We start from the raw sequence: 23,594 nt of genomic DNA, 5'->3' as shown, positions 1-23,594 counted from the left end.
GGGCACCTCCCGGACGGAGTCTGGGGTGGGGGCACCTCCCGGACGGAGTCTGGGGGAGAACGGGGCCGCGGACAAGCCCTGTTCGGGTGGGCCGCTCACTCGCCCGGGGCCTCCGGCGGGGAGACACGCAGGAACCTCGCTCGCAGGTCGGGGCGCAGCCAGGCCGCGGGGGACGAGATGGACAGGCCGCCGTCCACGGGGAGCACGGTGCCGGTGATGAACGAGGCGGCGGGCGATGAGAGGAAGGCGACCGCCGCCGCGACCTCGTCGGGGCGGCCGATCCTGCCCAGCGGGTAGCCCTCGGTCACCCGGGGCAGCGCGGGGCCGCCCGCGCCGTCGCCGATCATGCCGGGGGCCACCGCGTTCACCCGGATCCCCGCGGGCCCGTAGTCGAGCGCCAACTGCCGCACCAGGCCCTCGACTCCCGCCTTGGCCGCCGCGTACCCGGGGAGCCCCGGCGCGGCGAGGAAGGCGTTGACCGAGGTGACGGCGGTGATCGCGGATCCGGGGCCGAGGTGGGGCAGGGCGGCCCTGACCGGGTAGAAAGCGGTGTCAAGGGTGGCCTCCTTGGCGAGCCGCCACTGCCGTTCGGTCGTGTCCCCCGCGCGGGCCACCGGCATCGCGGCGGCGGCCAGGACGAGGATGTCGAGCCGCCCCAGCGCGCCGAGGGCGGCCGCCACCGCCGCCTCGGCGCCCTCGGGGCGCGCGCAGTCGGCCGCCGTGTAGTGCGCGAAGGGGTGCGCGAACGGGTGCGCGCGTTCCTCGGGCGGGCCCGGCTCGAGGCCGCATCCGGCGACAGCGACGCCGTCGGCGGCGAGCGCCCGGCCGATCGCCAGGCCGATCGGGGAGGTGGCCCCGACGACCAACGCGCCGCGTTCGGCCGATGTCACGCCCCACCGCCCGCCAGCTGCCTCGCGCCCACCGGGGGCAGCGCCAGGCGGGCGAGGATCCTCCGCAGCCCCGCGGCGGCCGAGCGCGGCAGCGCCGCGGCGGGCAGCCGCACGGTGGCCGAGGCGATCAGACCGCGCTCCACCAGCACCTCCTTGTGTACGGCCCAGGCGAGGCCCGGCTGCATGCCGTAGCGGATGAGCGGCAGCAGACGCTCGAACCCCGCCTGCGCCCGCTCGTCGTGGCCCGCCGCGGCGTCGTCGAGGACGACGCGCAGCAGGTCGGTGAACTCGCAGGCGGGCATGGTGCCCACGCTGCCCGCGGCCAGCTCGTCGAGCAGGAACAGGGCGTTCTGCCCGCCGAGCACGTCGAAGCCGCCGGGCGCGGCGGCGACCATGGCCGCGCACTTGGTCGGCGTGGGCGAGGACTCGATCTTCACCGAGTCCACGCCCGGCAGCCCGCCCAGCTCGGCGAGCAGCGGCACCGGCATGGGCACCCCGGTGGTGGCCGCCGCGTCCTGCACCATCAGCGAGCCCCCGGTGGCCTCGCCCAACGCCCCGTAGAACTCGACGAGTTGGCCCGGGGACGGCTTGGCGAGGAAGGGGGGCAGGACCATCAGGGCGCTCGCGCCGCGGGTCAGCGCCTGCCCGGCCTGCTCCAGCGCGGTGGCCAGGCTGGTCGCGCCGACGCCCGCCACCACGGGGACGGCGCCCGCGACCACGGCGGTGACCTCGCGAAGGATCGCCTCCCGGTCCTGGGCCGTCAGGGCGAAGCCCTCGCTCGCCATGCCGAACACGGCGACGCCCTCGGCCCCCGCGTCGAGCTGGAACTCGGTAAGGGTGCGCAGGGAGGGCAGGTCGAGAGCCCCATCGGGCTGGAACGGGGTGGCGAGGACCGGCACGAGTCCGCGGACGACATTGCTCATCGGTTCTCCGAGGGATCGGCGGAGGGGTGGACGGAAGGGGGGACGGAAGGGGGGACGGAGGGGTGGGCCGAGGGATAGGCGGTGGCGTTGCGCAGGACGAAGTCCTCGTCGACGTCGACCCCGAGCCCCGGGCCGTCGGGCAGCGGCAGCCCGGCGCCCGGGGTACCGGCGAGCGGGGCGCGCAGCACGCGGCTGGCCGCCTCCCACGTGGTCGGCTGGTACTCGAAGTACGGCATGTCGGGCAGCGCGGCGGCCAGGTGGAGCCCCGCGGCGGTGGCCACCCCGAGGCCGACCGAGTGATGCGGGGCGACGGGCACATGGTGGGCCGCGGCCAGCTCGGCGATCGACAGGGCCTCGGTCAAGCCCGTGCGGGCCACGTCGGGCTGCGCGACGCGGAGCGCCCTGCGGTCGAGCCAGTGGCGGAACTCGTAGGCGTTGCGCAGGGTTTCGCCGATGGCGACCGGCAGGTCGAGCCTTCGTTGCAGCTCGCGGTGGCCCTCCACGTCCTCGGGGGCCAGGGGCGCCTCGAGGAACGCGACGCGCTCGCGCCGTTGCAGCGCGGCTCCCAGGCGGGCGGCGTCCGAGACGCCATACGCCCAGTGCGCGTCCACGGCCACCCCCAGCCGCTCGTCGGCCGCGAGCACGGCGTCCACCGTGGCCAGGTCCTCCCGCACTCCCCTGCCCAGGTGGAGCTTGATCAGGGTGACGCCCCGCGCGGCCCAGTCGGCGGCGAGGGCGGCCCTGGCCCCGTCGGTGTCGGCGGGCAGCCCCGAGACATACGCGGGCACCGTGCCGCGGAAGGCGCCGCCAAGCAACTCGGCGACGGGCACGCCGCGTTGCCTGCCCAGCAGGTCCCACAGGGCGATGTCGACCGCGGCCAGCGCGTCGGCCTGGTGGCCCGTGAGGTGGCCGCGTTCGCGCATCAGGTCACGCAGCCGGTGCCACGCGGGGCGCACGCCGCCGACGCGGGCGCCGATGAGGGTGGGGCGCAGCAGGCGGCCGACGATCTCGGCCGGGATCTCGGGCCCGACGGGGGCCAGCGCCTCGCCCCAGCCCGTGGTCCCGTCCGAGGCCGTGATCGCGACCAGCAGGGTCTCGAACCGGGAGGCGTACAGGCTGCGCCAGGGCGCGCGCACCACATAGCCGCGGTCCTCGGTCAGCTCGCTGCCGTCGTCGAGCCGCCCCAGGTAGACCTGGTCGTGCGCGAGCTTGAGCACATAGGCCCGCACCTCAGCGATGTGCATCGCAGTACCGTCCCGTCGACGCGCGGCAGTTCAATGAGCCACAGAGTCCCATATGCTGCAAGCGACATGCAAGGTATGGATAGGCAACGGCACAGCATCGCGCAGTGAGCCCGGCACGCGGCCCGGCTACCCCGACCGTCCGGCTCCACCGACCGTTCGGCTAGACCGGCCGTCCGGCTACACCGAACGCCTGACCACCACGGGGCAGTCGACCAGGGTGCGGCGCGGGCCGGTCGCTGTTGACGAACGCGACGCGCCGGTGGCCGCGTTCGAGCAGGAGGGCCGTGGCCGAACGGCCGCCCGCGACCTCGTCGGGGACGAACGCCTGGACCTCGTTGCGGCCCGTGTAGCAGTTGGCGAGCACGAGCGGTACGCCGTCGAGCCCTGCCGGGCGCCTGACCAGCCGGTGGTACCACGTGGAGTGGACGACGCCGCGGACCTGGTGGTCCAGCATCATGGTCACCGCGTCGCGGACGGCCCTCGGGTCGTTCTCGGTGTTGGCGATGAGGAGCACATGGTCGCGCTCCCGCGCCGCGTCCTGCGCCCCGCGGATCAGCTCACCGGCGAACGGGGTCGTGGCGATGGAGTCGGTGATCAGGCCGATGAACGACGTGCTCGCCCTGCTGAGGCCGTGCGCCATGGCGTTGGGCCGGTAGCCCAACTCGGCCGCCACGGCCAGGATGGGGTCGCGCGTGGCGGCGGAGACCTTGGTGGTCTCCTTGCCGTTGATGGCGAAGGAGGCTGTGGCCAGGGACACCCCGGCCCGGTCCGCGGCATCCTGCATGGTGACGCGCCCGGTCCGCTTGGTCGCGCCGGGCTTGAAGTGCATCGTCGACGTGACCCCGCACACCAGGGCGGGTAAGTCGCCGAACGTGAGGTCCCCGCGGAGCCCCCCGGCCCGCACGCCGCGGCCCCTGGCCGCGAAGAGCCGGGCTGCCGAGTCCAGCAGCCTCTCCCGGTTGCGACCAGCGTCTGAGCGCATCGGGACTCATCTCCGCCGCGGCGGGCGTGACATCCGGCCCACTTCCGGATCTTCTCGACGCTGAGCGGACATGTGGTTCCGCTTCCGTTTCGTGGAGGCCCCCGGGAAGCCCCCGGGTCCGTCCGCGCTCGCCTGAGCCGTTCAGTTCGACCGTTACGGCCCGGCCACCGTCGTCGCGCGTCGCGGACGGCCGCCTCCGCGTCCGCGTCGCGGCGACCTACCCCTCGACGACATCGTGGCCGCGATGACCGAGCTGGAGTCCGGCAGGGCCGAAGACCCTGCACGGAGCCTTCGGCCCGCCCTGGCCGTCCCGCCGCGCCGGGCGGAGGTCGGCGGTCCCGCCCGAGCCGGGGCCGGGTGGCGTTCGGATACCCGGCTCCCCCCTCCGGGGCCGGACCGCCGACAGCTGTGGGGCACATGGCCCTGTCCCCCGCGATCGCCTCGCCGCGCGCCTCCCCCCGCCGGGCGCGTTGGTGGCCCTGGCAACGCTCAGCAATCCACCTTGACCTTGATCCAGCGGCCCTCGTAGGAGACCTCGACAGAGCAGCCCGCCGATGCGCCGCGCTGCTCGGCCGACGCGCTGCTCGCGCCGACGACCACCGCGCTCGCGCGCACTCCGCGGGAACGCCGGGACTCGGACATGGTGCTGCCTCCTGGTTGCATCGGTCAGATCGACGGTTCGCTCGTGCCAGGTGGTGCGCGGAACGCCGGAACGCGCACCGCGCGGTGCCCGTGCCGTCGCACGCGTTGACTGTACAGACAGCCAGTGAAGCGGGCAATGGCACCCCCCGGCGTTCCCCGAGCCGCTGGTCGAGATCGAGCCGGTCGCCCACGCCTGAGGGCGCGACCCGCGGCCCGGGTCCACCGGCCCCGGGCCGCGACCCGCGCTCAGTGGGCGGCGAAGCGGTGGATCGTCGTGGACCGGTAGGTCTCGCCGGGGCGCAGCACGGTGCTGGGGAACGCGGGCTGGTTGGGCGAGTCGGGGAAGTGCTGGGTCTCGAGGCACAGGCCGTCGCCCTGCCGGTAGACGCGGCCCGAGGTGCCGACAAGCCCGCCGTCGAGGAAGTTCCCGCTGTAGAACTGCACGCCGGGCTCGGTCGTCGCCACCGACATCGCCCGCCCCGACGACGGGTCGTGGAGGCTGGCGAAGTGCCGCGGCCTTGCCGTGATCCCCTTGTCGAGCACGAAGTTGTGGTCGAAGCCGCGCCCGTGCAGCAGCTGCTCGTGGTCCTCGCGGATGTCCTGACCCACGGGCTTGGCGCGGCGGAAGTCGAACGGCGTGCCCCGCACCGGGGCCAGCTCGCCGGTCGGGATCAGGGTCTCCCCCACCGGCGTGTAGCGGGAGGCGTCGATCTCAAGGCGGTGGTCGAGGACGGTGCCCGAGCCCTCGCCCGCGAGGTTGAAATAGGTGTGGTTGGTGAGGTTCACCACGGTCGGGGCGTCGGTCGTCGCCCGGTAGTCGATGCGGAAGTCGCCGTCGTCGGTGAGCGTGTAGACGACCGTGACGTCCAGCGTTCCCGGGTAGCCCATCTCGCCGTCGGGGCTCACCCGGCGCAGTACCAGGGAGGCGGGGCCCTCGGGGGTGATCTCCCACACGCGCTTGTCGAAGCCCTGGTCGCCGCCGTGCAGGCTGTTGGGGCCGTCGTTGACCGGCAGTTGATACGCCGTCCCGTCCAGGGTGAAGCGGCCTTCGGCGATGCGGTTGCCGTAACGGCCTATCAGCGCGCCGAAGTAGGTCGTGGCCGCCAGATAGGGGTCGAGGGTGGCGAAGCCGAGCGAGACGTTGACGGCGCGCCCGCTGCGGTCGGGTATCTCCAGGGTCTGCACGATGCCGCCGTAGCTGAGCACCTTGATGAGGGTGCCGCCGCGGGCGAGCGTCCAGCGTTCGACCCGGGTGCCGTCGGGCAGCGCGCCGAACGGCTCGCTCCGCGGCGGCTCGTCGCCGTGCCCGCCGCCCGAGGGCGAGGCCGCGGCCGCGTCGGGCACTCCGGTGACCGCGGCGGCGAGGCCCGTCGCGCCCGTGGCCAGGATGGCGCGCCTGTCGGTACTCATGATCCGGCGGCTCCTTCGGACAGAGGGATGGGTCGGACACGAACATGACGGATCAGCCCGCGCCTCGAGAACGCCAGGCTCAGGACGGGCCGGGGACGTCGGAGCTCCAGGAACCCATGGACATCACCGCGCCCCGTGCGGAATGTCGAACATGGTTCGAAGTACGGGGCGAACCTAGTGACAGGGGTGACGAGCCGTCAAGACCCCGTCGCTGGCCGCGCGGCTGGCCGGGTGCGACGGGCCCGCGGCGCGGCAGGCGCCGCCGCTGATGGCGGGCCACGGCGCCGCGACGGCTCACTTATGCGGTCGCGGAACGGTGATCAGCATGGGCCGAAGGCGCACCGATCCGGCCAGGGAGAGGCGCGCTGCCTGCTGCTCGAGCGTGGCCAGCAGCACCTCGGGGGCCAGCCTCTTCGCCACCGACCTGCGGTCGTCGCTCGGGGCATCCCAGAGGTCGATCGGGTACCAGCCGACGAGGTAGATACCGACGTCCGCCCTCGCCTCAGGCAGGTATCTCCGCGCCAGCTGATCCTCTTGGGCCACGAGAACGTCTCTGTTCCAGGCGCCCTTGACCTCGATGACGAGCTTCACCGAGGTCCTCGATGCGCCGTCGAGGTCGTTGCCGGGAGAGGGTGGGGCCTCGACAAGAATGTCCGTACGATCGCCTGCCCCGATGGACAACCTCTCCGGGTGTCGGTCCGCCAGGCGTCGCAGCTCCCGCACCGCTTCTGCGCTGGCGCGTCGGCTCAGCGCGTGAAGCAGCCCGTCCCTCCACCTCCGCGCCTGGTCGGCCGGGCTCACCACGCCCACTCCAAGGCGCGGCTCGTCCTCCTCGGGGACATACAGGGTGCTGAGCCACAGATACAGGTCCGAGAGGCGCGCCTCACTCAGCCCCTCCTCGATCCGCCTGTCGGTGTGGGCCCTGGCGCAGGTCTCGGCCAAGCGGCGGCCGAGATCCGCGTCGGTGGCGGTGAACGCCTCGACCCGGCTCCAGTTGGCCTCCGCGTCCGTCTCCAGCAGAAGTCGGGCCGCGCACACGGCGGTGTCCGGAGCGTCCGAGGCATCCCACTGACCGTCGGGGGCGGCATCGATGACGCCGTCCGCGGTCGCGCTTCCCGCTGGTCGTCAGGCGAGAAAAGCCACGAGGCCAACTCACCGCACATGGCGACAAGTCGATTGTCCCCGGACGCGGACGCCTCGGCCGTCCACCGCAAGGCCCACGCGAAGTCGGCACCATCCGGGAGTTCGAGGCGGAGAGGCGGCTCATCCGCCGAAGCGCCCCCGTCGCTCCCGCCGCGGACCCGGCACACCCGGGGCACATGGAAGCCGAACACGTCGCCCTTCATACTCGGATCCTCCCATCGCGCACCGACACGAGCGAGGCAGCGACGGCACACGCACGCGGTCGCGGAGCACGGCGATCCGCGCGCTCCCCCCGCTCCCCCCCGCTCCCCCCCCCGCCGCGCCGCGCCGGTCAGATGAGGCCGCGGCGGGCGGCCTGCCAGGCGAGCTGCATGCGGTTCGCCGCGCCCGTCAGGCTCATCAGGTGCTGGACCCGGCGCTGCACCGTGCGTCGGCTGAGCTGGAGCTGGCTGGCTATCGCCTTGTCGGACACCCCGGCCACGAGCAGCGACAGCAGGTGCTGGTCACCGGCCGTCAACGGCTCGTCCACGCCGACGCCCTCGGTGCCGGTGACCTCGCCCGACGCGCTGACCCGCAGGGGCACGCCGTCCTCCCAGTAGCGTTCGAAGAGGGCGATCAGCGCGTCGAGCAGGCTGCTGCCGCGCAGGATGGCGACCGTCACCTCCTCCTCGCTGCCGTGCGGGCCGCCCGACACCAGGGGGCAGATCGCCAGTGAGCGGTCCACGACGGCCATGCGCAGGGGGAGTTGGGGAACGGCGCGCGCGGCCTCGCCCGCGCGCACGCCCCGCACGACGTTCGCCACGGCGCCGGGCTCCTCGAAGAACGCCCGCTCGTACAGCACCCGGTACCGCACACCGCGGGCCAGCGCCCGGTACTCGTCGGTGTTGCTGCCTGAGGGCATCGCGACGTACTGCGCCTTGCAGAACCACAGCATCTCGTGGCGCGCGCCGCCCTGGAGCTGCCGCAGGTGGCGGCGAAGCGTCTCGGCGCCCGTGATGACCTCGATGAGCTGCCCGGCGTCGCGGCGGCGCCTGGCGCCGCGGTAGATGTCGGCCAGGTCGGACATGGCGGCTCGGGCCTGGTCGAGGGCGTCGGTCTGCCGCTTGAGGCGCGGGAGCAGGGCGACGTCGGGCGGGCTGGCGGCGAACGCGAGCGGCTCGCGGCCCACGCGGCTGACCAGGCCCTTGCGTTCGAGGGCGGAGAGCACGCGCTCGACGTAGTCGGCGTTGAGCCCGGTGCGCCCCGCCGCGTCGTCGGGGGTCGCGCTCTCGACCGCGACCAGCAGCCGGTACACGGCCTCCTCGTCGCCGCTCAGCCCTGCCGCCTCCAGCATGGTGCCCTCCTGTGCCCCAACTCCCCCTCCCGCCGCAATTATCACCGATGTCCCACGGCGGGGTGTCGCAGTGGCGACATGTCACTACTGCGACAACGAGAACGCGTGACACCGCCGTGAGGACCGGCCGATGCTGCCTCCCTGGAGGTACGAAGCACATGAGATGGTCACGACGGCGTCCGACGACGCTGATCACCGCGGCGCTCCTGATCGCCGCGGGCATGACGGCACCGGCCGCCGCGAACGGGCCAGACGGCCCAGACGCCCCGGCTGGATCGGCGGGCACGGCTGGCGCGGCTGGCGCGGGCGGGCCGAGCGCGACCGTGCGGCTGGTGACCGGTGACACGGTGCTGGTCTCACCGACCGGCGACGGCCGTCAGGTCGCCCAGGCGCGGCCCGGGCCGGGGCGCGATGACATCGCCTTCCAGGTGCGGGAGGTGGACGGCGCGCTGACCGTGATGCCGTCGGACGCCTGGCCCTTGGTGGCCACGGGGGCACTCGACCCCCGGCTTTTCGATGTGAGCGGGCTGATCGCGCAGGGCTACGACGCGGCGCGCTCCGACGCGTTGCCGCTGATCCTCACGCGCCCCTCGGGCGTGTCGGCACGCGCGGTGGACTCCTTGGCCGAGCTGCACGACGAGGGCGCGCCACGGCGCGACCTGGCCAGCATCGACGCGACGTCGGTGCGGATCGCGGCCGACGAACTCGACGACTTCTGGGCGGAGTTGGTCCCCGAGGGCGAGCGCGTGGGCGTGGCCGAGGCGGCCGCCACGCCCCGGGTCTGGCTGGACGGGCGGGTGAGCGCGTCGCTCGACCGCAGCACGGGCCAGATCAACGCGCCCGCCGCGTGGTCGGCCGGGCTCGACGGCAGCGGCGTCACGGTCGCGGTGCTCGACACGGGCGCGGACGCCGAACACCCCGACCTGGCGGGGCGGATCTCCCGGTCCGCGAACTTCTCGTCGAGCGACGGCACGCACGACGCGTTCGGCCATGGCACCCATGTGGCGGCGACGGTCGCGGGCAGCGGCGCGGGCTCGGACGGCGCGCGGCGCGGCGTCGCGCCCGAGGCCGACCTCATCGTCGGCAAGGTGCTCGGCGACGACGGCTACGGCAGCGACTCCTCGGTGATCGCGGGCATGGAGTGGGCGGTCGACGAGGGCGCCGACGTTGTCAACCTCAGCCTCGGCGACGACGCGGGCACCGATGGGCTCGACCCCGTGGCCCTGGCGCTGAACGAGTTGACGGCGAGCAGCGGAGCGCTGTTCGTGGTCGCCGCGGGCAACAACGGTGCGGCCGGGGACGGTTCGGTCGGCTCGCCCGGATCCGCCGACGCGGCGCTGACGGTCGGCGCCGTGGACCGCGAGGACGCGCTCGCCGACTTCTCAAGCCGCGGCCCGCGCCCGCGCGACGGCGCCGTCAAGCCCGATGTCACCGCCCCGGGGGTCGGCATTGTCGCGGCCCGCGCCTCCGGCACCTCGATGGGCGCCCCCGTGGACTCCCTGTACACCGGGGCCGATGGCACCTCGATGGCGACGCCGCATGTCGCGGGCGCGGCGGCGCTGCTTGCCCAGGCGCACCCCGAGTGGTCGGCGGAGCGGCTGAAGGACGCGCTGATCAGCACGTCGGAGACGATCGCCGACACCCGGGTGACCGAGCAGGGCGGCGGCCGGATCGATGTCGGCGCCGCGGTCAACGCGCGGGTGACGGCGACCGGCACCGCCTCGCTCGGCACCTTCGCGCCCGACGAGGGCGCGGCCGACGCCGAGCCGGTCACGCTGCGTTGGACCAATGGCTCCGACGAGCCGGTCACCCTGGGTCTCGGCATCGCGCTCGCCACCTCGGGCGGGCGTGAACTTCCCGCCGACGCGGCCGTGTTGGACGCCGACACGATCACCGTGGCGCCCGGCGCGAGCGAGGAGGTGACGGTGCGCCCCGACCCCGAGGGTGTGGCATACGGCGGCTACTACGGCTATGTCACCGCGACCGGCGAGGGCGGCGAGGTCGTCGCGCATACCACGGTGAGCCTGGTGGTCTCGGCGCCGGTGCACCGTGTCACCCCACGGGTGATCGGGGTGGATGGCGAGCCGCTGCCGTGGGACCTGCCGCTGATCTGGGGCCCCGAGGGCTTCGCGACCTACGACACCAGTACGTCGCCGCCGACCGCGCTGGTGCCCGAGGGCGTGCACGTCTTCGCGACCTTCGCGGAGAACCTGGACGCCGAGAGCCTGCCCGAGTACCGGATGGCCTACCTGCCCGAGGTGAACGTCACCGAGGACACCGAGGTCACGCTCGACCTGAGCGAGACGACGCCCGTCGAGGTCCGCACGCCCGAGCCCGCCGAGCAACGCACATGGCTGACGTTCGGGACCTACCGGGAGATCGAGGGGCGCAGCTGGTCCCACTCCGTGCAGTACCCGATCGGCCAGGCGCGGCTGTGGATCTCCCCCTCCGAGCAGGTGACACGGGGCGAGTTCGAGTTCACGGCGCGGTGGCAGCTCACCGCTCCGCTGGTGACGGCGGAGGTGCGGGGGGCACGCGAGGTGGACATCGACCCGTACTACCTGGGCCAGTCGCCGCTGTTCGACGCGCGGGAGCAGCTTGCCGTGGTGGACGCGGGCCCGGTCGACGAGCCCCGCTTCCGCGGGGCGCGCGGCAAGCTCGCCGTGCTCGAAGGCGACCAGGGCGACTACGCGGAGCTGGCGCGGGCGGCGGCCGACGCCGGGGCCGCGGGCGTGGTGCTCGTGGCCGCCGAGGGCTCGACGGCGTGGACGACGTGGCGGCCCGTGGGCGAGCGGTTCGCCGTGCCGGTGCTGCGGATCAGCGCCGACGAGGCCGACGCGCTGCTCGAACGGGCCGAACGCCGTTCCACCGCACTGGTGTTGAGGACCACAAAGGAGAGCCCCTACCTCTACGACCTCATGCAGGTGGTGGCGGGTGGCGTCCCCGACCGGGTCGTGCACACGGTCACGGACCGCAACACCGCGCGGGTGCGCGCCACCTACCACGACCCCGGTGCCGGATCGGGCTGGGGCACGTCCCACCATGTGGCGTGGCGCCCCTACCAGCGGGCGGTCTTGGTGGACCCGCCGCGGCAGATGCCGCTCGGCACCACCAGGACCGAGTACGTCAGCTCGGGTGACACGGTGTGGCAGAAGTTCGCGCACGACGCCGTGCCGTGGCTGACGGACTTCCCGATCATCGACTTCGCGACGCGCGAGGCGCCGCGCACCTACCGGTCCGACGACAGCCGTTCGGAGCGCTGGTTCGGGGCTCTCACGCGGCCCTCGATCCCGCGGGGGACGGCGACGCCATCGGTGCGGGACGGCGACACGGTGCGGCTCGCGATCCCGGGGCTGACCGACTCGACCGCGGGGCACTGGGCGCCCGGCACCGGCTCGTTGACGCTGACCCGCGACGGCACCGAGGTGGGCGCCGCCAGCGGCGGGTTCGCGGACCTGGCCGTTCCCGCGGGGCCCGGCGACTTCCGTCTCGACCTGGCGACCGAGCGTGACCCGGCGGAGTGGGGCTTCGGCACCAGGACCCGCACCTCGTGGTCGTTCCGCTCGGACACCGCGGAGGAGCCGACGCCGTTGCCGCTGCTCCAGGTCGACTACGCGGTCGGCGCGGACGCGCACAACGCGGTGCGCGAAGGGCGCCGCCACACCATCGGCCTGACGGTCCGCCACCAGGACGGGCTCGCGGCGCCGCGCGGCGTGCGGGTGCGGGTCGAGGTGTCGTACGACGACGGGGCCACGTTCGCGGCCGCCACCCGGGTCCGCGCCACGGGCGGCAACGCCTTCGACGCCACGCTCGAACGACCCTCCAGGATCCGCGACGACGCGTATGTGACGCTGCGCGTCACGGCGACGGACGCGGCGGGGAACGAGGTCGAGCAGGTCGTCGAGCGCGCGTATCTGCACCGGGGCTGACGCGGGCAACGGCCCGTCGGGCGGCGGCCGTTGCCGCCCGGGGTCCCCGCCTCCCACGGGAGGGGGCCCCGGGCGCGCCGGGGCGTCCCCGGGCGCGCCCGGGCTGTACCACGGCGTCGGTTTCCGGCCGCGCGGGGGCGGCCTTCCGCCCCGCACCCGCGGGCGGGCCCAGCGTGGCGCTCTCCGTGGCGGGCATCCTCGGCGTGGTCCACGGATTGCAGGAGATCGCCGCGGGGCAGGAGTCAGGGGCCCAGGACGCCGGAGCCCTCGGCCAGAACCTCGCGGTTACGGGCGCCGGGATCCTCCTGCTCGCCGCGTTCGTCCACCGCCAACGCCGCCTGCGCGCACCGCTGTTCGACCTCGGGCTGCTCGCCGACCCCCGGGTCGGCGCGTCGTTGGCGACGCTGCTGCTCGTCGGCGTCGGCGTCGTCGGGACGTTCTACCTCTTCACCCAGTACCTCCAGTGGGCCATCGGCCTGTCCCCGCTACGCGCCGGGCTGTGGACGCTGCCCTACATCGTGCTGAACGTCGTCGGGGCGATGCTCGCGCCCGCCCTGAGCGCGCGCCTGCGTCAGGCCGCCGTCATCGTGGCCGGTCTCGTAGTCGCCGCGCTCGGCATGGCGCTGCTGCTCGCGCTCGCCGACCCCGACACCCCGCTGGCGCTGCTCATCGGCGCCCTCTCCGTCACCGCCCTCGGGCAGGGGGCCGGGACCGCCCTGATCAGCGACCTGATCATCTCGGGGGCGCCAGCCGAGCAGACGGGATCGGCCGCGGCGGCCCAGGAGGTCAGCGGCGAGCTGGGCACCGCGCTCGGCGTGGCGGCCGGGGGCGCGGTGGGAACCCTCGCCTACCGGGCCGCGCTGCCGGACGACCTCGCGCCCGAGGTCCCCGAGACGGCCGTGGCCGCCGCGCGCGCCAGCGTCCACGAGGGCGTCGGCGCGGCGGAACGGCTCGACACGGGCGGTCGGGCGCTCCTCGACGCGGTGCACGAGGCCGTCGCGCAGGGGCTGCGGATATACGCCGGGGTGGGCGCGGGTCTCGCCGCCCTCGCCGCGGTCCTGGTCGCCGTCGTCGTGGCGAGGCGGGGAGCGGGGAGCGGGGAGCGGGGAGCGGGGCCAGGCGAGGGGCGGGGAGCGGCGGCTGAGACCGCGCCGCGCCCGGCCGCTCCACGAGAGGGCCCCGCCCGCGCGCCGGGGGAAGCGCGCGGGCGGGGCCGGTGGGGAGCCGGGTCAGAAGGTCACATCGCTGCACAGGAAGTAGATCTGGTCGGCGTGCGAGGCCTTCCAGATCGTGTAGACCACGTGGTGCCCGGTGCGGCCCGGCGCGCTGACGTCCACGGTGTAGTTGCCCGCGGGCGCGTAACGGTCCGTCGAGGCCACCTGCTCCAGGTCGGCCCAGTCAAGGGCGTCCGTCTCGGCGTCGTAGCCCTGCCGCGTCACATAGACCTCGAGGTAGTCGGCCCCGTGATACGCCTGGTCGACGACGTCGACCGTGAAGTTGTTGTCGATCTGCGACGTCTTCCAGGCACCCGGCGTGTCCAGCGAGTCGTACCGGCCGTCGCCCGTCTGCCCGGCGCTGCACAGCTGGTTGTCGGGGATGAACGCCTGGAAGTCGCCGCCCGTGCCCTCGCGGTAGAGGCCGTTCCAGTTCCACATGGCATTGGTGTCGTGCTGCCACGCCTGCCAGCACATGGGGTCTTCCTGCTCCATGGCCGGGTTCTGGAAGTCGCTGCCCCAGCGCTGCCAGCAGCCGTAGTTGCGGGAGACGGGGTCCGCGGTCGAGCCATGGGCGGTGGCCGCGGGGCTGGACCACGGAGTCACCAGAAGAACGGCGGCGGCCAGGACCGCCAGCAGGGCGCGCGATGTCCAGCCGCGCGCGGCGGTGCGATCGTGTCGAAGCGTCAACACTGCGTCTCCTCGTCCAGGAGGTGGGGGGTGGTTCTCATCGGATTGGGAGCGCTCCCAACTCTGAATGTTCCCCGGGCGCATGGGAATTGAAACGTTCAATCCCTATCGGGCGGAACCCACCCGGTTCCGTGGTGCTGCCGGGGTCCTTGGCCAGCCAGGCGGGTGGCCCTGGCCAGGGCGCTGCGGCCGGGACGGTGCTCGCGGTCACGCACCGGTCCGAGGTGATCGCCGCGGCCGACCGGGTGGCGCGCCTTGAGGCGGGGCGCGTTCAGGGGGTGGTGGCGCCGCGGCGGCCGAACGGGGTGAGCGGGCCCGCGTAGCGCTTGGGGGTCGGGGCCGCGTACGCGCCGTCCTTGGCGGTCCGCAGGTCGAGGGCCAGCAGCGACTCGACGAGCTTCACCGCGGCCGCCACCCCGTCGACGACGCGCGCGGCGACGCTCTGGGCGAGCGCGGGGGCCAGGGGGGCCATTCCCGCGCAGCCGAGCACGACGGCGTCGCACCGGTCGCGGGCGACGGCCTCGCGGCACGCCTCGGTGAGCGCCTTCACCGTTTCGGGGGACGGGTCGTCGAGGTCGAGCACGGGGATCTCGCACGCGTGCACGCCGAGGCACGCCCGCTCGAAGCCGTAGTGCCTGGCGAGGTCCCAGGTGCGCCCCGCCGTTCGGGAGAGGGTGGTGACCACGCTGAAGCCGCGCCCGACGAGGGTGGCCAGGTGCATCGCCGCCTCGGCGATCCCGACGACGGGGCCTATGGCCACCTCGCGCGCCGCGTCGAGCCCGGGGTCGCCGAAGCAGGCGATGACGTGGCCGTCCGCCCCGCCCTTCTCCCCCGCGGCGACCTCGGCGAGCACGCCGGGCACGGCCAGGGCCTCGTCGTAGTGGCTCTCGATCGACTCGGGCCCCATCGCCGGGTTCACGGCCGTGATCTCGGTCGATGGCGCCGCCACCGCCCTGGCCCTGCGGCCGATGCTCTCGGTCATGGCGCGGCTGGTGTTGGGGTTGATGACGCGGACGCGCTTCACGGGGCGGGCACCTCCGGAGGGACGATCCGCGGCGAGCGCCGTTCGAGCGCCATGAACGTCACAAAGCCGAGGGCGCAGCCGATGAACCAGCTGTAGTCGGAGATCTCCGTCAGGTCGGCCGTGGTGAGGCCGAGGTCGAGCAGCAGCTTGGGGACGAGCACGGAGGCGATCGCGGGAACGCCGCTGGCGACCGTCGCCCACAGCGCGTTCGGGTTGACGCCGCCCCTGAACCAGTAGCGGGCGTCGGGGTCGCGGGTGAACAGGGCGTGGACGTCGACGCGTTGGTGGCTGATGACGTAGTAGCCCGCGATCAGGATGCCGAACAGCGGGCCTATGAGGGCGCCCAGCAGGCCGAGGGTGTAGTGGATGGCGTCGGGGTCGCTGTACCAGTTCCAGGGGGTCAGCAGCACCGAGCCGACCGCGGCGATCATGCCACCGGCGCGCCAACTGATCCTCTGGGGGCTGACGTTGGAGAAGTCGAAGGCCGGGGAGATGAAGTTGGCGACTATGTTGATGCCGATGGTCGCGATGACGAACGTCAGCCCGCCGAGGAGGATCGCGAACGTCGTGTCGATGCGCTCGACGGTGTGGATCGGGTCGGTGATCAGCTCGCCGAAGACCGGCACGGTGGCCGACGCGGTGATGACCGTGAGGAGGGAGAAGAAGAGAAAGTTCACCGGGAGGCCGAGGAGGTTGCCGCGCTTGACCGCGGTGAACGACCTTCCGTAGCGCGCGAAGTCGCCGAAGTTGAGCATGGGCCCTGAGAAGTAGGACACGACGAGGGCGATGGCGCTCAGCATGACGGGGATGGAGGCGCCGAGGTCGAGGGAGTCGCCCTGGGAGAGGTTGAGGCTGATGTTCTCCCACCCGGCGCGGCTGACCAGGTAGACGGCGAGCACGATCATGACGACATAGACGGCGGGGCCCGCCCAGTCGATGAATCGGCGGATCGACTCCATGCCGCGCCAGAAGACGGCGGCCTGGGCGACCCAGAGGATGGCGTAGCAGAGGTAGCCGAGCGGCGAGAGGCCGAAGAGCGTCGTGTCGTTGAGCGAGGCGGACCAGTCGGGCCAGAACTTCATGAAGATGATGAGCAACGACTGCGACGCGAGGTAGGTCTGCACGCCGTACCAGGCGATCGCGATCGCGCCGCGGATGACGGCGGGGATGTTGGCGCCGCGCACGCCGAAGACCGCCCGGTTGATGACCGGATAGGGAACGCCCGTGACCTGACTCGGCTTGGCGACGAGGTTGCAGAACACCTGGACGATGAGGATGCCCGCCACGAGCGCGAACAGCACCTGCCAGCTGGCCAGGCCGAGCGCGAACAGGCTGCCCGCGGTGACATAGCCGCCGACGCTGTGCACGTCGGACATCCAGAACGCGAAGATGTTGTACGAGGACCAGCTCTGCCGTTCGACGGGCGCCAGGTCCTCGTTGGTCAGGCTGGGGTCGTAGGGCGGCCGGTCGTCCGATGCGGTCGGCCCGGCCCGGCGGGCGGGCGCTTCCAGGTGTTCGGTCATGACAGCTCCATGGCGTCGTGAGGAAGCTCGTGCGGAAGCTGGAGTAGCGTGGCGGTGGAGTGTGGGGCGGGCCCGTGAAGCCATCGCTTGACGGTGTTCGTGAAGCTATCGCTTCACACTCCGGGATGTTTTTCGGCTACGTAAACGATGTGTCGCCATTGGGGGCTCAGCCGTGACCGCCTGGATGTCGAAGCCCGCCGCCGCGACCGGCTCGGGCGCGCCGGTGCCGGAGACCGGCGCGCCCGAGCCGGGGCGCGCGGAGGTCGAGGCCGTGAGCAACGAACGCCTCGGCGCGCGGCTGCGCGAGCTGCGGCTCGGCTCGGGGAAGTCGCTGCGCGCCCTGGCGCGCGAGCTGGGGATCTCGGCCAGCGCGGTCTCCCAGATCGAGCGGGGCGCGCTGCGCCCCTCGGTCAGCCGCCTCATCGCCATCGTGACCGCGCTCGACGTCCCCCTCGCCGCCGTCTTCGACGCCTCGGCGAAGGAAACGGACGCGGGGGCGGCGACGGCAGCGGGGGCGGGGGCGGACGGTGGCGAGCCCGGGCCCGTCGTGATTCGCCGCTCGTGGGAGGTCGCCCCCGTCTTCCTCGACGGCGGCGTCGTCTTCCGCCGCCTGTCCCCCGCCCCCGTGCCCGACGTCGAGTTCTTCGAGTCGACCTATCCGCCCGGGTCCGTGTCGAACGCGCACCGGCAGTTCCTCAAGCACGAGGGCCACGAGGTGGGGACCGTCACCCAGGGCGAGCTGACCATCGAGTTCGACGCCGAGACGGTCACCCTCCGCGCGGGCGACTCGATCACCTACCCGTGCCGCAGGCCGCACATCATCAGCAACAGGTCACCGACGGCGACGGCCGTGGCCACCTGGCTCATCATCCACCGCTGAGCATCCACCGCTCAGCGCCGCCCGCCCGCACCCCTGGGACGGGCCGGGGCGGCCGAAGTTGACCTGATCCTGGCCATCGAGAACGGGACTTCTCGCGTCGCCGTTCAGCGGGGCTTCTTCCGGCATAGGCTCCCGCCGCATGAACAGATACGTGCAGGTCGCGGCCGCCTCGTTCGCCGTGGTGGCCAGCCTGATCACCATCCCCCCGACCGCGGGGGCCGAACCCGCGCCGGACGCCGGGGCACGGGGGAGGCCGCGGGCATCCCCCTGATCACCGGGGACCGGGTGCTGCTCGGCCCCGACGGCGAGGTGGCGTCGGTGACGTGCGGCGAGGGCCGGGAACGCGTGGCCTTCTCGGTCCGCCGCACCGAGCGCGGCGTCCTTGTGGTGCCGAGCGATGCCGAGCCGCTGCTCCGGCGCGGGATCGTCGACCAACAGCTCTTCGACGTAACGGAGTTGAGCCGACCCCGGTATCGGATGACGGCCGGTGACGGCATACCGGTCATCGCCACCTACCACGGCGAGCGCCCCGCGCGGCTCTTCGGCGACCGGGCCCCCGAGGTGCGGGCCGAGCTGGAGAGCGTCAACGGCGAGGCCCTGACCGTGGCCGACGAGCACGCCGCCGACGTCTGGGCGGCGCTGACCGATCCGCGCGCCCTCGCCTCGGGCGAGTCCCCCGGGGTCGCCACCCTGGCCCTCGACGGGCTCCATCGCGTCGAACTCGACACCAGCACTGCCAGGATCGGCGCCCCCGAGGCATAGGAGGCGGGCCTCGACGGCACTGGCGTGACCGTCGCGGTGCTCGACACCGGGATCGACGCGTCGCACCCCGACCTGGCGGGCGGCAAGGTCGTCGCCGAGGCCAGCTTCGCGGGCACGCCCGACGCCCATGACCACCACGGGCACGGCACACACGTCGCGTCGATCGCCGCGGGCACGGGGGCCCGCTCGGACGGGGCCCACTCCGGCGTCGCCCCGCGGGCGCGGCTGCTGAACGCCAGGGTCCTCGACGACGAGGGCTGGGGCTTCGACTCCGGGATCGTCCAGGGCATGGAGTGGGCGGTCGCCCAGGACGCACAGGTCGTCGACCGGCTCTCGGCCGAGTCGGGCGCGCCGATTGTGATCGCCGCGGGCAATGACGGCCCGGGGCAGGTGTCCAGTCCCGCCACCGCCGACGCGGCGCTCGCGGCCTTGCCGACCATCTCGACGAGGACGAGACGGCCGAGCTGACCGTCCACCAGGGCGTCTGGGCCGAGGGGCGGCTGGGCAGCACGCTCGTGTGGCCCGAGACAGGGCCCGCCACCAGCTTCTCCGCGTTCGATGAGCCCGGCGCGAACCTGCCGCACCGAGGTGACCACGGCGTTCTCCTTCACCTCGGGGCACGCGCCCGGGGATGAGCCGACGAGCCTGCCGGTCTCCGTCGTGCGCTTCACCCCCGAGCTCGCGCTCGACAGCTCCGCCCTCGCGGGAGAGGCGTTCACGGTCCCGGTGACCGTCGAGGGCGGCCCCGGGGCGCTGTCCGTCGAGGTCTCCCACGACCGGGGCGCGACCTGGGACGAACTCCCCGTCGTGGACGGCGAGGTGACGGTGACCAACCCGGCCGCCGGCGGCACCGTCTCGTTCAGAGCCGAGGTCTCCGACGCGGAGGGGAACACGACGCGCCAGACGGTCCTCGACGCCTATCTGACCCGTTAGGGCGGGCCGCTCACGGGCCGCACGACGTCCATCGACCTTGGGTTGAAGGGGTCCTCGCAACTCCCACGGATCGCGGGTGGTGCGAGGACCGTCAGAACCCAAGCCCTAGGGGGCCTTACGGGTAGCTAGGGACGGGCGGGGGGACAGACGATCGTCCCTCAGGACGAACGCCGGACGCCGGCGTTTTCGGAGCGCGATGAGGGAGGCGCTCGGCACCATGACGAGTGAGCTTGTTCACGGTACTGATGCCATCGCAATCACCGGCCTGTCGTGTCGTCTCCCGCAGGCGCCCGACGCGGGCGCCTTCTGGGAGCTGCTGCGCGCCGGGCGCAGCGCGATCACCGAGGTGCCGCCCGAGCGCTGGGACGCGGACGAGGTGCTGCCCGACGCGCCCGAACGGCATCGCGCGGGGCTGCGGCACGGAGGGTTCCTCGACCGCGTGGACGGGTTCGACGCGGCGTTCTTCGGGATCTCCCCGCGCGAGGCCGTGGCGATCGACCCTCAGCAGCGGCTGTTCGCCGAGCTGGCCTGGGAGGCGCTCGAGGACGCGGGCATCGTCCCCGAGACGCTGCGCGGCACCGCGACGGGCGTCGTCGTCGGGGCCATCGCGGGTGACTACGCGGCGCTCGCCCAGCGGGGCGGCGCGGTCACTCAGCACTCGCTGCCGGGGCTGAACCGCGGCGTCATCGCCAACCGCGTCTCCTACGCCCTCGGCCTGCGCGGCCCCAGCCTGGCGGTCGACTCCGCGCAGTCCTCGTCGCTCGTGGCCGTGCACCTGGCGGTGGAGAGCCTGCGCAAGGGCGAGAGCACCCTGGCGCTCGCGGGCGGCGTGGCGCTCAACTTCGCTCCCGAGAGCGCCGAAGTGGCGGGCAAGTTCGGCGGGTTGTCGCCTGACGGGCGCTGCTTCACGTTCGACGCGCGGGCCAACGGCTATGTCCGCGGCGAGGGCGGCGGCGTCGTGGTGCTCAAGCCGCTCGCGCACGCGGTGCGCGACGGCGACCGGGTGTACGGGGTCATCCTCGGCAGCGCGGTCAACAACGACGGCGCCACGGAAGGGCTCACCGTGCCGAGCGCCGAGGCCCAGGCCGCGGTCCTGCGGCGGGCGTGCCAGGACGCGGGCGTCGACCCGGCGCGCGTGCGCTACGTGGAGCTGCACGGCACGGGCACCCCGACGGGCGACCCCCTTGAGGCGGCGGGCGTGGGCGCCGCGTACGGCAGCGCGCGCCCCGCGGGCTCGCCCGTCCTCGTCGGCTCGGCCAAGACCAACGTCGGCCACCTCGAGGGCGCCGCGGGCATCGTCGGGCTGATCAAGACGGCGCTGAGCATCCGGCACCGCGAGATCCCGGCGAGCCTCAACTACGAGACGCCCAACCCCCGCATCGACCCCGAGGCGCTGAACCTGCGCGTCCAGACCGCCGCGGGCCCCTGGCCCGACGCCCCGCTGCTCGCGGGCGTCAGCTCGTTCGGCGTGGGCGGGACCAACTGCCATGTCGTGCTCGGCGAGGCGCCCTCCGACGACGCGCCGGAGGACACGCCTCGGGAGGGCGCCCCCGAGATCCCGCTCGTTCCCTGGCTGGTGTCCGGGCGCACCGACGCGGCCCTGCGCGCCCAGGCGGCGCGGCTGGCCGACCGGCGCCCCGCGGACACCGAGGCGTCCGGCACCGACGCGTTCGACATCGGCTGGTCCCTCGCGGCCACGCGCACGCACTTCGAGCGCCGCGCCGTGCTGCTCGGGCCCGACCACGGCGCCCAGCTGGCGGCGCTGCGCGCCGGGACCGAGGCCCCCGGGCTCGTCACGGGCGCCGTCGGCGACCGTGGCAAGGTCGCGCTCGTCTTCCCGGGGCAGGGCTCGCAGTGGGAGGGCATGGCGCGCGAACTGCTGCGCGGCTCAACGGTGTTCCGCGCCTCGATCGAGGCGTGCCACGCCGCGCTCGCGCCGTTCACCGACTGGTCGCTGCTCGACGCGCTCACCGGCGCGCCCGGCGCGCCGTCGCTCGACCGGGCGGATGTCGTCCAGCCCGCGCTGTTCGCGGTGATGGTCTCGCTGGCCCGGGTGTGGGAGTCGCTCGGCGTGCGCCCCGACGCGGTCGTCGGGCACTCGCAGGGCGAGGTCGCCGCGGCGCACATCGCGGGCGCACTCGACCTGGCGGACGCCGCCAGAATCGTGGCGCTGCGCAGCCGGACGATCACGTCGCTCTCGGGCACCGGGGCGATGGCGTCGCTGCCGCTCGCGGCCGACCGGGTAGCCGAGCGCATCGCCCCCTTCGGCGAGGCCCTGAGCATCGCCGCGATCAACGGCCCCGGCACCACGATCGTGGCGGGGACGCCCGAGGCCGTCGTGGAGCTGCTGGCCCGCTGCGAGGGGGACGGCATCCGAGCAAAGGCCGTCCCTGCCGTGGACTTCGCCTCCCACTCGCCGCATGTGGAGGCCATCAGGGAGCCGCTGCTCGACCAGCTCGCCGAGGTGGAGCCGCGCGCGTGCGACATCGCCTTCTACTCCACGGTCACCGGGGCGGCCGTCGACACCACGAGCCTGGACGCCGATTACTGGTACGCCAACCTCCGCAGGCCCGTGCTCTTCGAGGCGACGCTCAGGACGATGGCCGATGAGGGCTACGGCACGTTCGTGGAGTCGAGCCCGCACCCCGTGCTGCGGCTCGGGCTGCGCGAGACGCTGCCCGACGCGCTGGTCGTGGGGTCGCTGCGGCGGAACGAGGCGCCATGGCCGCTGCTGCTTGCGTCCCTGGCCGAGCTGCATGTGGGCGGCGTGCCCGTGGACTGGTCGGCGGTGTTCGCCGGGCGGGCGCCGCGCCGCGTTCCGCTGCCCACCTACGCGTTCCAGCGCGAGCGCCACTGGCCCGATGGCGCGGCCGCGTTCGTGCCCGTCGCACGGTCCGCGGCCGAGCCGCCCCAGGAGCGGCCCGACGAGGCGCCCGCGGAGGCGCCCGGGGGAAGCGCCACATGGGCGGAGCGGATCGCCGGGCTGCCCGAGGATCAGCGGCAGCGCGAAGCGCTCGAACTGGTGCGGCTGCGTACGGCGTTGGTGCTCGGCCATCTGAGCACGGACTCGGTGGACGTCGACCGGGCGTTCCGCGAGCTCGGCATGGACTCGACGCTGGCGGTCCAGCTCCGCCAGGCGCTCAACGACGCGACCGGGCTGGCGCTGCCCGACAGCGCCGTCTACGACCACCCGAGCCCGGCACGGCTGGCCGGGCGGCTGTGCGAACTCGCCCTGGGCGACGGCGCGTCGGCGGGCGCCTCGGCGGGCGCGTCCGCCGCGCGTGGCGTCGCGGCGGCCGACGCCGACGACCCGGTCGTGGTCGTCGGCATGGCCTGCCGCTTCCCCGGTGGCGCGGCATCGCCCGAGGAGCTGTGGCGCCTCGTCGAGGACGGCACCGACGCGATCAGCCCGTTCCCCGACGACCGCGGCTGGGACCTGATGGCGCTCTACGACCCCGAGCCAGGGGTGCGGGGCAAGACCTATACGCGGCACGGCGGATTCCTGGACGTGGCCGCCGAGTTCGACGCGGAATTCTTCGGGATCAGCCCGCGCGAGGCCACGGCCATGGACCCGCAGCAGCGGGTGCTGCTCCAGATCGCGTGGGAGGCGTTCGAGCGCGCCGGGATCGATCCGGGGGCGCTGCACGGCAGCGGCACCGGGGTGTTCGTGGGCGCGATGTCGCAGGAGTACGGCCCGCGGCTGCACGAGGGCGACGAAGGGCTCGGCGGCTATCTGCTGACCGGCACCACGGCGAGCGTCGCCTCGGGCCGCGTCGCCTACACGTTCGGCCTCGAAGGACCCGCGGTGACGATCGACACCGCCTGCTCGTCGTCGCTGGTCGCGCTGCACCAGGCGGCGCAGGCCCTGCGCGCCGGTGAGTGCTCGCTTGCGCTCGCGGGCGGCGTCACCGTGATGGCGACGCCGGGGATGTTCGTGGAGTTCGGGCAGCAGCGAGGGCTGGCGTCGGACGGCCGGTGCAAGTCGTACGCGGCCGCCGCCGACGGCACCACATGGGGCGAGGGCGCGGGCATGATCGTCCTGGAACGCCTCTCGGACGCCCGGCGCAACGGC

Annotated in this window: 18 protein-coding genes and 1 pseudogene; 8 read left to right on the top strand and 11 right to left on the bottom strand. The window is 73.8% G+C overall.

The window, feature by feature from the left end:
- Window positions 1-95: 95 nt before the first annotated feature.
- The 8 genes from DEH69_RS29250 to DEH69_RS29220 form a co-directional block, all read right to left on the bottom strand.
- Window positions 96-890: an SDR family NAD(P)-dependent oxidoreductase gene (locus DEH69_RS29250; RefSeq protein ID WP_113690012.1), complete on the bottom strand. Its 795-nt coding sequence runs from the start codon at window positions 888-890 to the stop codon at window positions 96-98.
- Window positions 887-1,813, bottom strand: coding sequence for a dihydrodipicolinate synthase family protein (locus tag DEH69_RS29245; RefSeq protein ID WP_113690011.1), 927 nt, complete (start codon window positions 1,811-1,813; stop codon window positions 887-889). Before DEH69_RS29245 ends, DEH69_RS29250 begins: the two co-directional genes overlap by 4 nt.
- The gene (locus DEH69_RS29240; RefSeq protein ID WP_113690010.1) at window positions 1,810-3,057 is read right to left on the bottom strand and encodes a mandelate racemase/muconate lactonizing enzyme family protein; all 1,248 of its coding nucleotides are present in this window, start codon (window positions 3,055-3,057) and stop codon (window positions 1,810-1,812) included. Before DEH69_RS29240 ends, DEH69_RS29245 begins: the two co-directional genes overlap by 4 nt.
- Before the next feature lie 160 nt (window positions 3,058-3,217).
- Window positions 3,218-4,039 carry a LacI family DNA-binding transcriptional regulator gene (locus tag DEH69_RS29235; RefSeq protein ID WP_113690009.1) on the bottom strand — a complete coding sequence of 274 codons (822 nt, stop codon included), beginning with the start codon at window positions 4,037-4,039 and terminating at the stop codon, window positions 3,218-3,220.
- 489 nt (window positions 4,040-4,528) lie between these two features.
- On the bottom strand, window positions 4,529-4,681 hold the full coding sequence (locus tag DEH69_RS31865; RefSeq protein ID WP_181727653.1) for a hypothetical protein: 153 nt from the start codon (window positions 4,679-4,681) through the stop codon (window positions 4,529-4,531).
- A gap of 246 nt (window positions 4,682-4,927) precedes the next feature.
- Window positions 4,928-6,091: an aldose epimerase family protein gene (locus DEH69_RS29230; protein WP_113690008.1), complete on the bottom strand. Its 1,164-nt coding sequence runs from the start codon at window positions 6,089-6,091 to the stop codon at window positions 4,928-4,930.
- Between the two features lie 294 nt (window positions 6,092-6,385).
- A complete protein-coding gene (locus DEH69_RS29225) occupies window positions 6,386-7,129 on the bottom strand; it encodes a hypothetical protein (protein ID WP_113690007.1) in 744 nt (247 codons plus the stop codon).
- Between the two features lie 436 nt (window positions 7,130-7,565).
- Window positions 7,566-8,567 carry a LuxR family transcriptional regulator gene (locus tag DEH69_RS29220; protein WP_113690006.1) on the bottom strand — a complete coding sequence of 334 codons (1,002 nt, stop codon included), beginning with the start codon at window positions 8,565-8,567 and terminating at the stop codon, window positions 7,566-7,568.
- Between the two features lie 158 nt (window positions 8,568-8,725).
- Here DEH69_RS29220 and DEH69_RS29215 point away from each other — a divergent pair, with 158 nt between their 5' ends.
- A complete protein-coding gene (locus tag DEH69_RS29215; RefSeq protein WP_113690005.1) occupies window positions 8,726-12,496 on the top strand; it encodes a S8 family serine peptidase in 3,771 nt (1,256 codons plus the stop codon).
- A 173-nt stretch (window positions 12,497-12,669) separates the two neighbouring features.
- Window positions 12,670-13,251: pseudogene (locus DEH69_RS33725) on the top strand (MFS transporter); the annotation flags it as partial.
- Between the two features lie 474 nt (window positions 13,252-13,725).
- On the opposite strand, the gene DEH69_RS29205 reads toward DEH69_RS33725, so the two are convergent.
- The 3 genes from DEH69_RS29205 to DEH69_RS29195 all read right to left on the bottom strand — a co-directional run bounded on the left by DEH69_RS29205 (window position 13,726) and on the right by DEH69_RS29195 (window position 16,947).
- Window positions 13,726-14,403 (bottom strand): lytic polysaccharide monooxygenase, encoded by a 678-nt coding sequence (locus tag DEH69_RS29205; RefSeq protein ID WP_113690004.1) that lies wholly within the window; start codon window positions 14,401-14,403, stop codon window positions 13,726-13,728.
- A 268-nt stretch (window positions 14,404-14,671) separates the two neighbouring features.
- Entirely contained in the window at window positions 14,672-15,424 is a 753-nt protein-coding gene (locus tag DEH69_RS29200) for an aspartate/glutamate racemase family protein (protein WP_113690003.1), read from the bottom strand.
- A complete protein-coding gene (locus DEH69_RS29195) occupies window positions 15,421-16,947 on the bottom strand; it encodes an NCS1 family nucleobase:cation symporter-1 (protein WP_113690002.1) in 1,527 nt (508 codons plus the stop codon). Before DEH69_RS29195 ends, DEH69_RS29200 begins: the two co-directional genes overlap by 4 nt.
- Window positions 16,948-17,119: 172 nt before the next feature.
- On the opposite strand from DEH69_RS29195, the gene DEH69_RS29190 reads away from it, so the two are divergent.
- The 6 genes from DEH69_RS29190 to DEH69_RS29170 form a co-directional block, all read left to right on the top strand.
- Window positions 17,120-17,827, top strand: a complete 708-nt coding sequence (locus tag DEH69_RS29190; RefSeq protein ID WP_220131358.1) for a helix-turn-helix domain-containing protein — start codon at window positions 17,120-17,122, stop codon at window positions 17,825-17,827.
- A gap of 139 nt (window positions 17,828-17,966) precedes the next feature.
- A complete protein-coding gene (locus DEH69_RS33215) occupies window positions 17,967-18,098 on the top strand; it encodes a hypothetical protein (RefSeq protein ID WP_258535042.1) in 132 nt (43 codons plus the stop codon).
- A gap of 14 nt (window positions 18,099-18,112) precedes the next feature.
- Window positions 18,113-18,589, top strand: a complete 477-nt coding sequence (locus DEH69_RS29185; RefSeq protein ID WP_113690001.1) for a hypothetical protein — start codon at window positions 18,113-18,115, stop codon at window positions 18,587-18,589.
- 24 nt (window positions 18,590-18,613) lie between these two features.
- Complete coding sequence (locus DEH69_RS29180) at window positions 18,614-19,057, top strand: S8 family serine peptidase (RefSeq protein WP_113690000.1); 444 nt, start codon at window positions 18,614-18,616, stop codon at window positions 19,055-19,057.
- A gap of 90 nt (window positions 19,058-19,147) precedes the next feature.
- A complete protein-coding gene (locus DEH69_RS29175; protein ID WP_147255909.1) occupies window positions 19,148-19,522 on the top strand; it encodes a hypothetical protein in 375 nt (124 codons plus the stop codon).
- A gap of 217 nt (window positions 19,523-19,739) precedes the next feature.
- Window positions 19,740-23,594, top strand: a 3,855-nt coding sequence (locus tag DEH69_RS29170) for a type I polyketide synthase (protein ID WP_113690013.1), incomplete at its 3' end; no start/stop codon positions are given.

Source organism: Streptomyces sp. PT12, from assembly GCF_003311645.1.
GTDB lineage: Bacteria > Actinomycetota > Actinomycetes > Streptomycetales > Streptomycetaceae > Streptomyces.
This window is presented reverse-complemented; position numbering and strand designations above follow the sequence as displayed.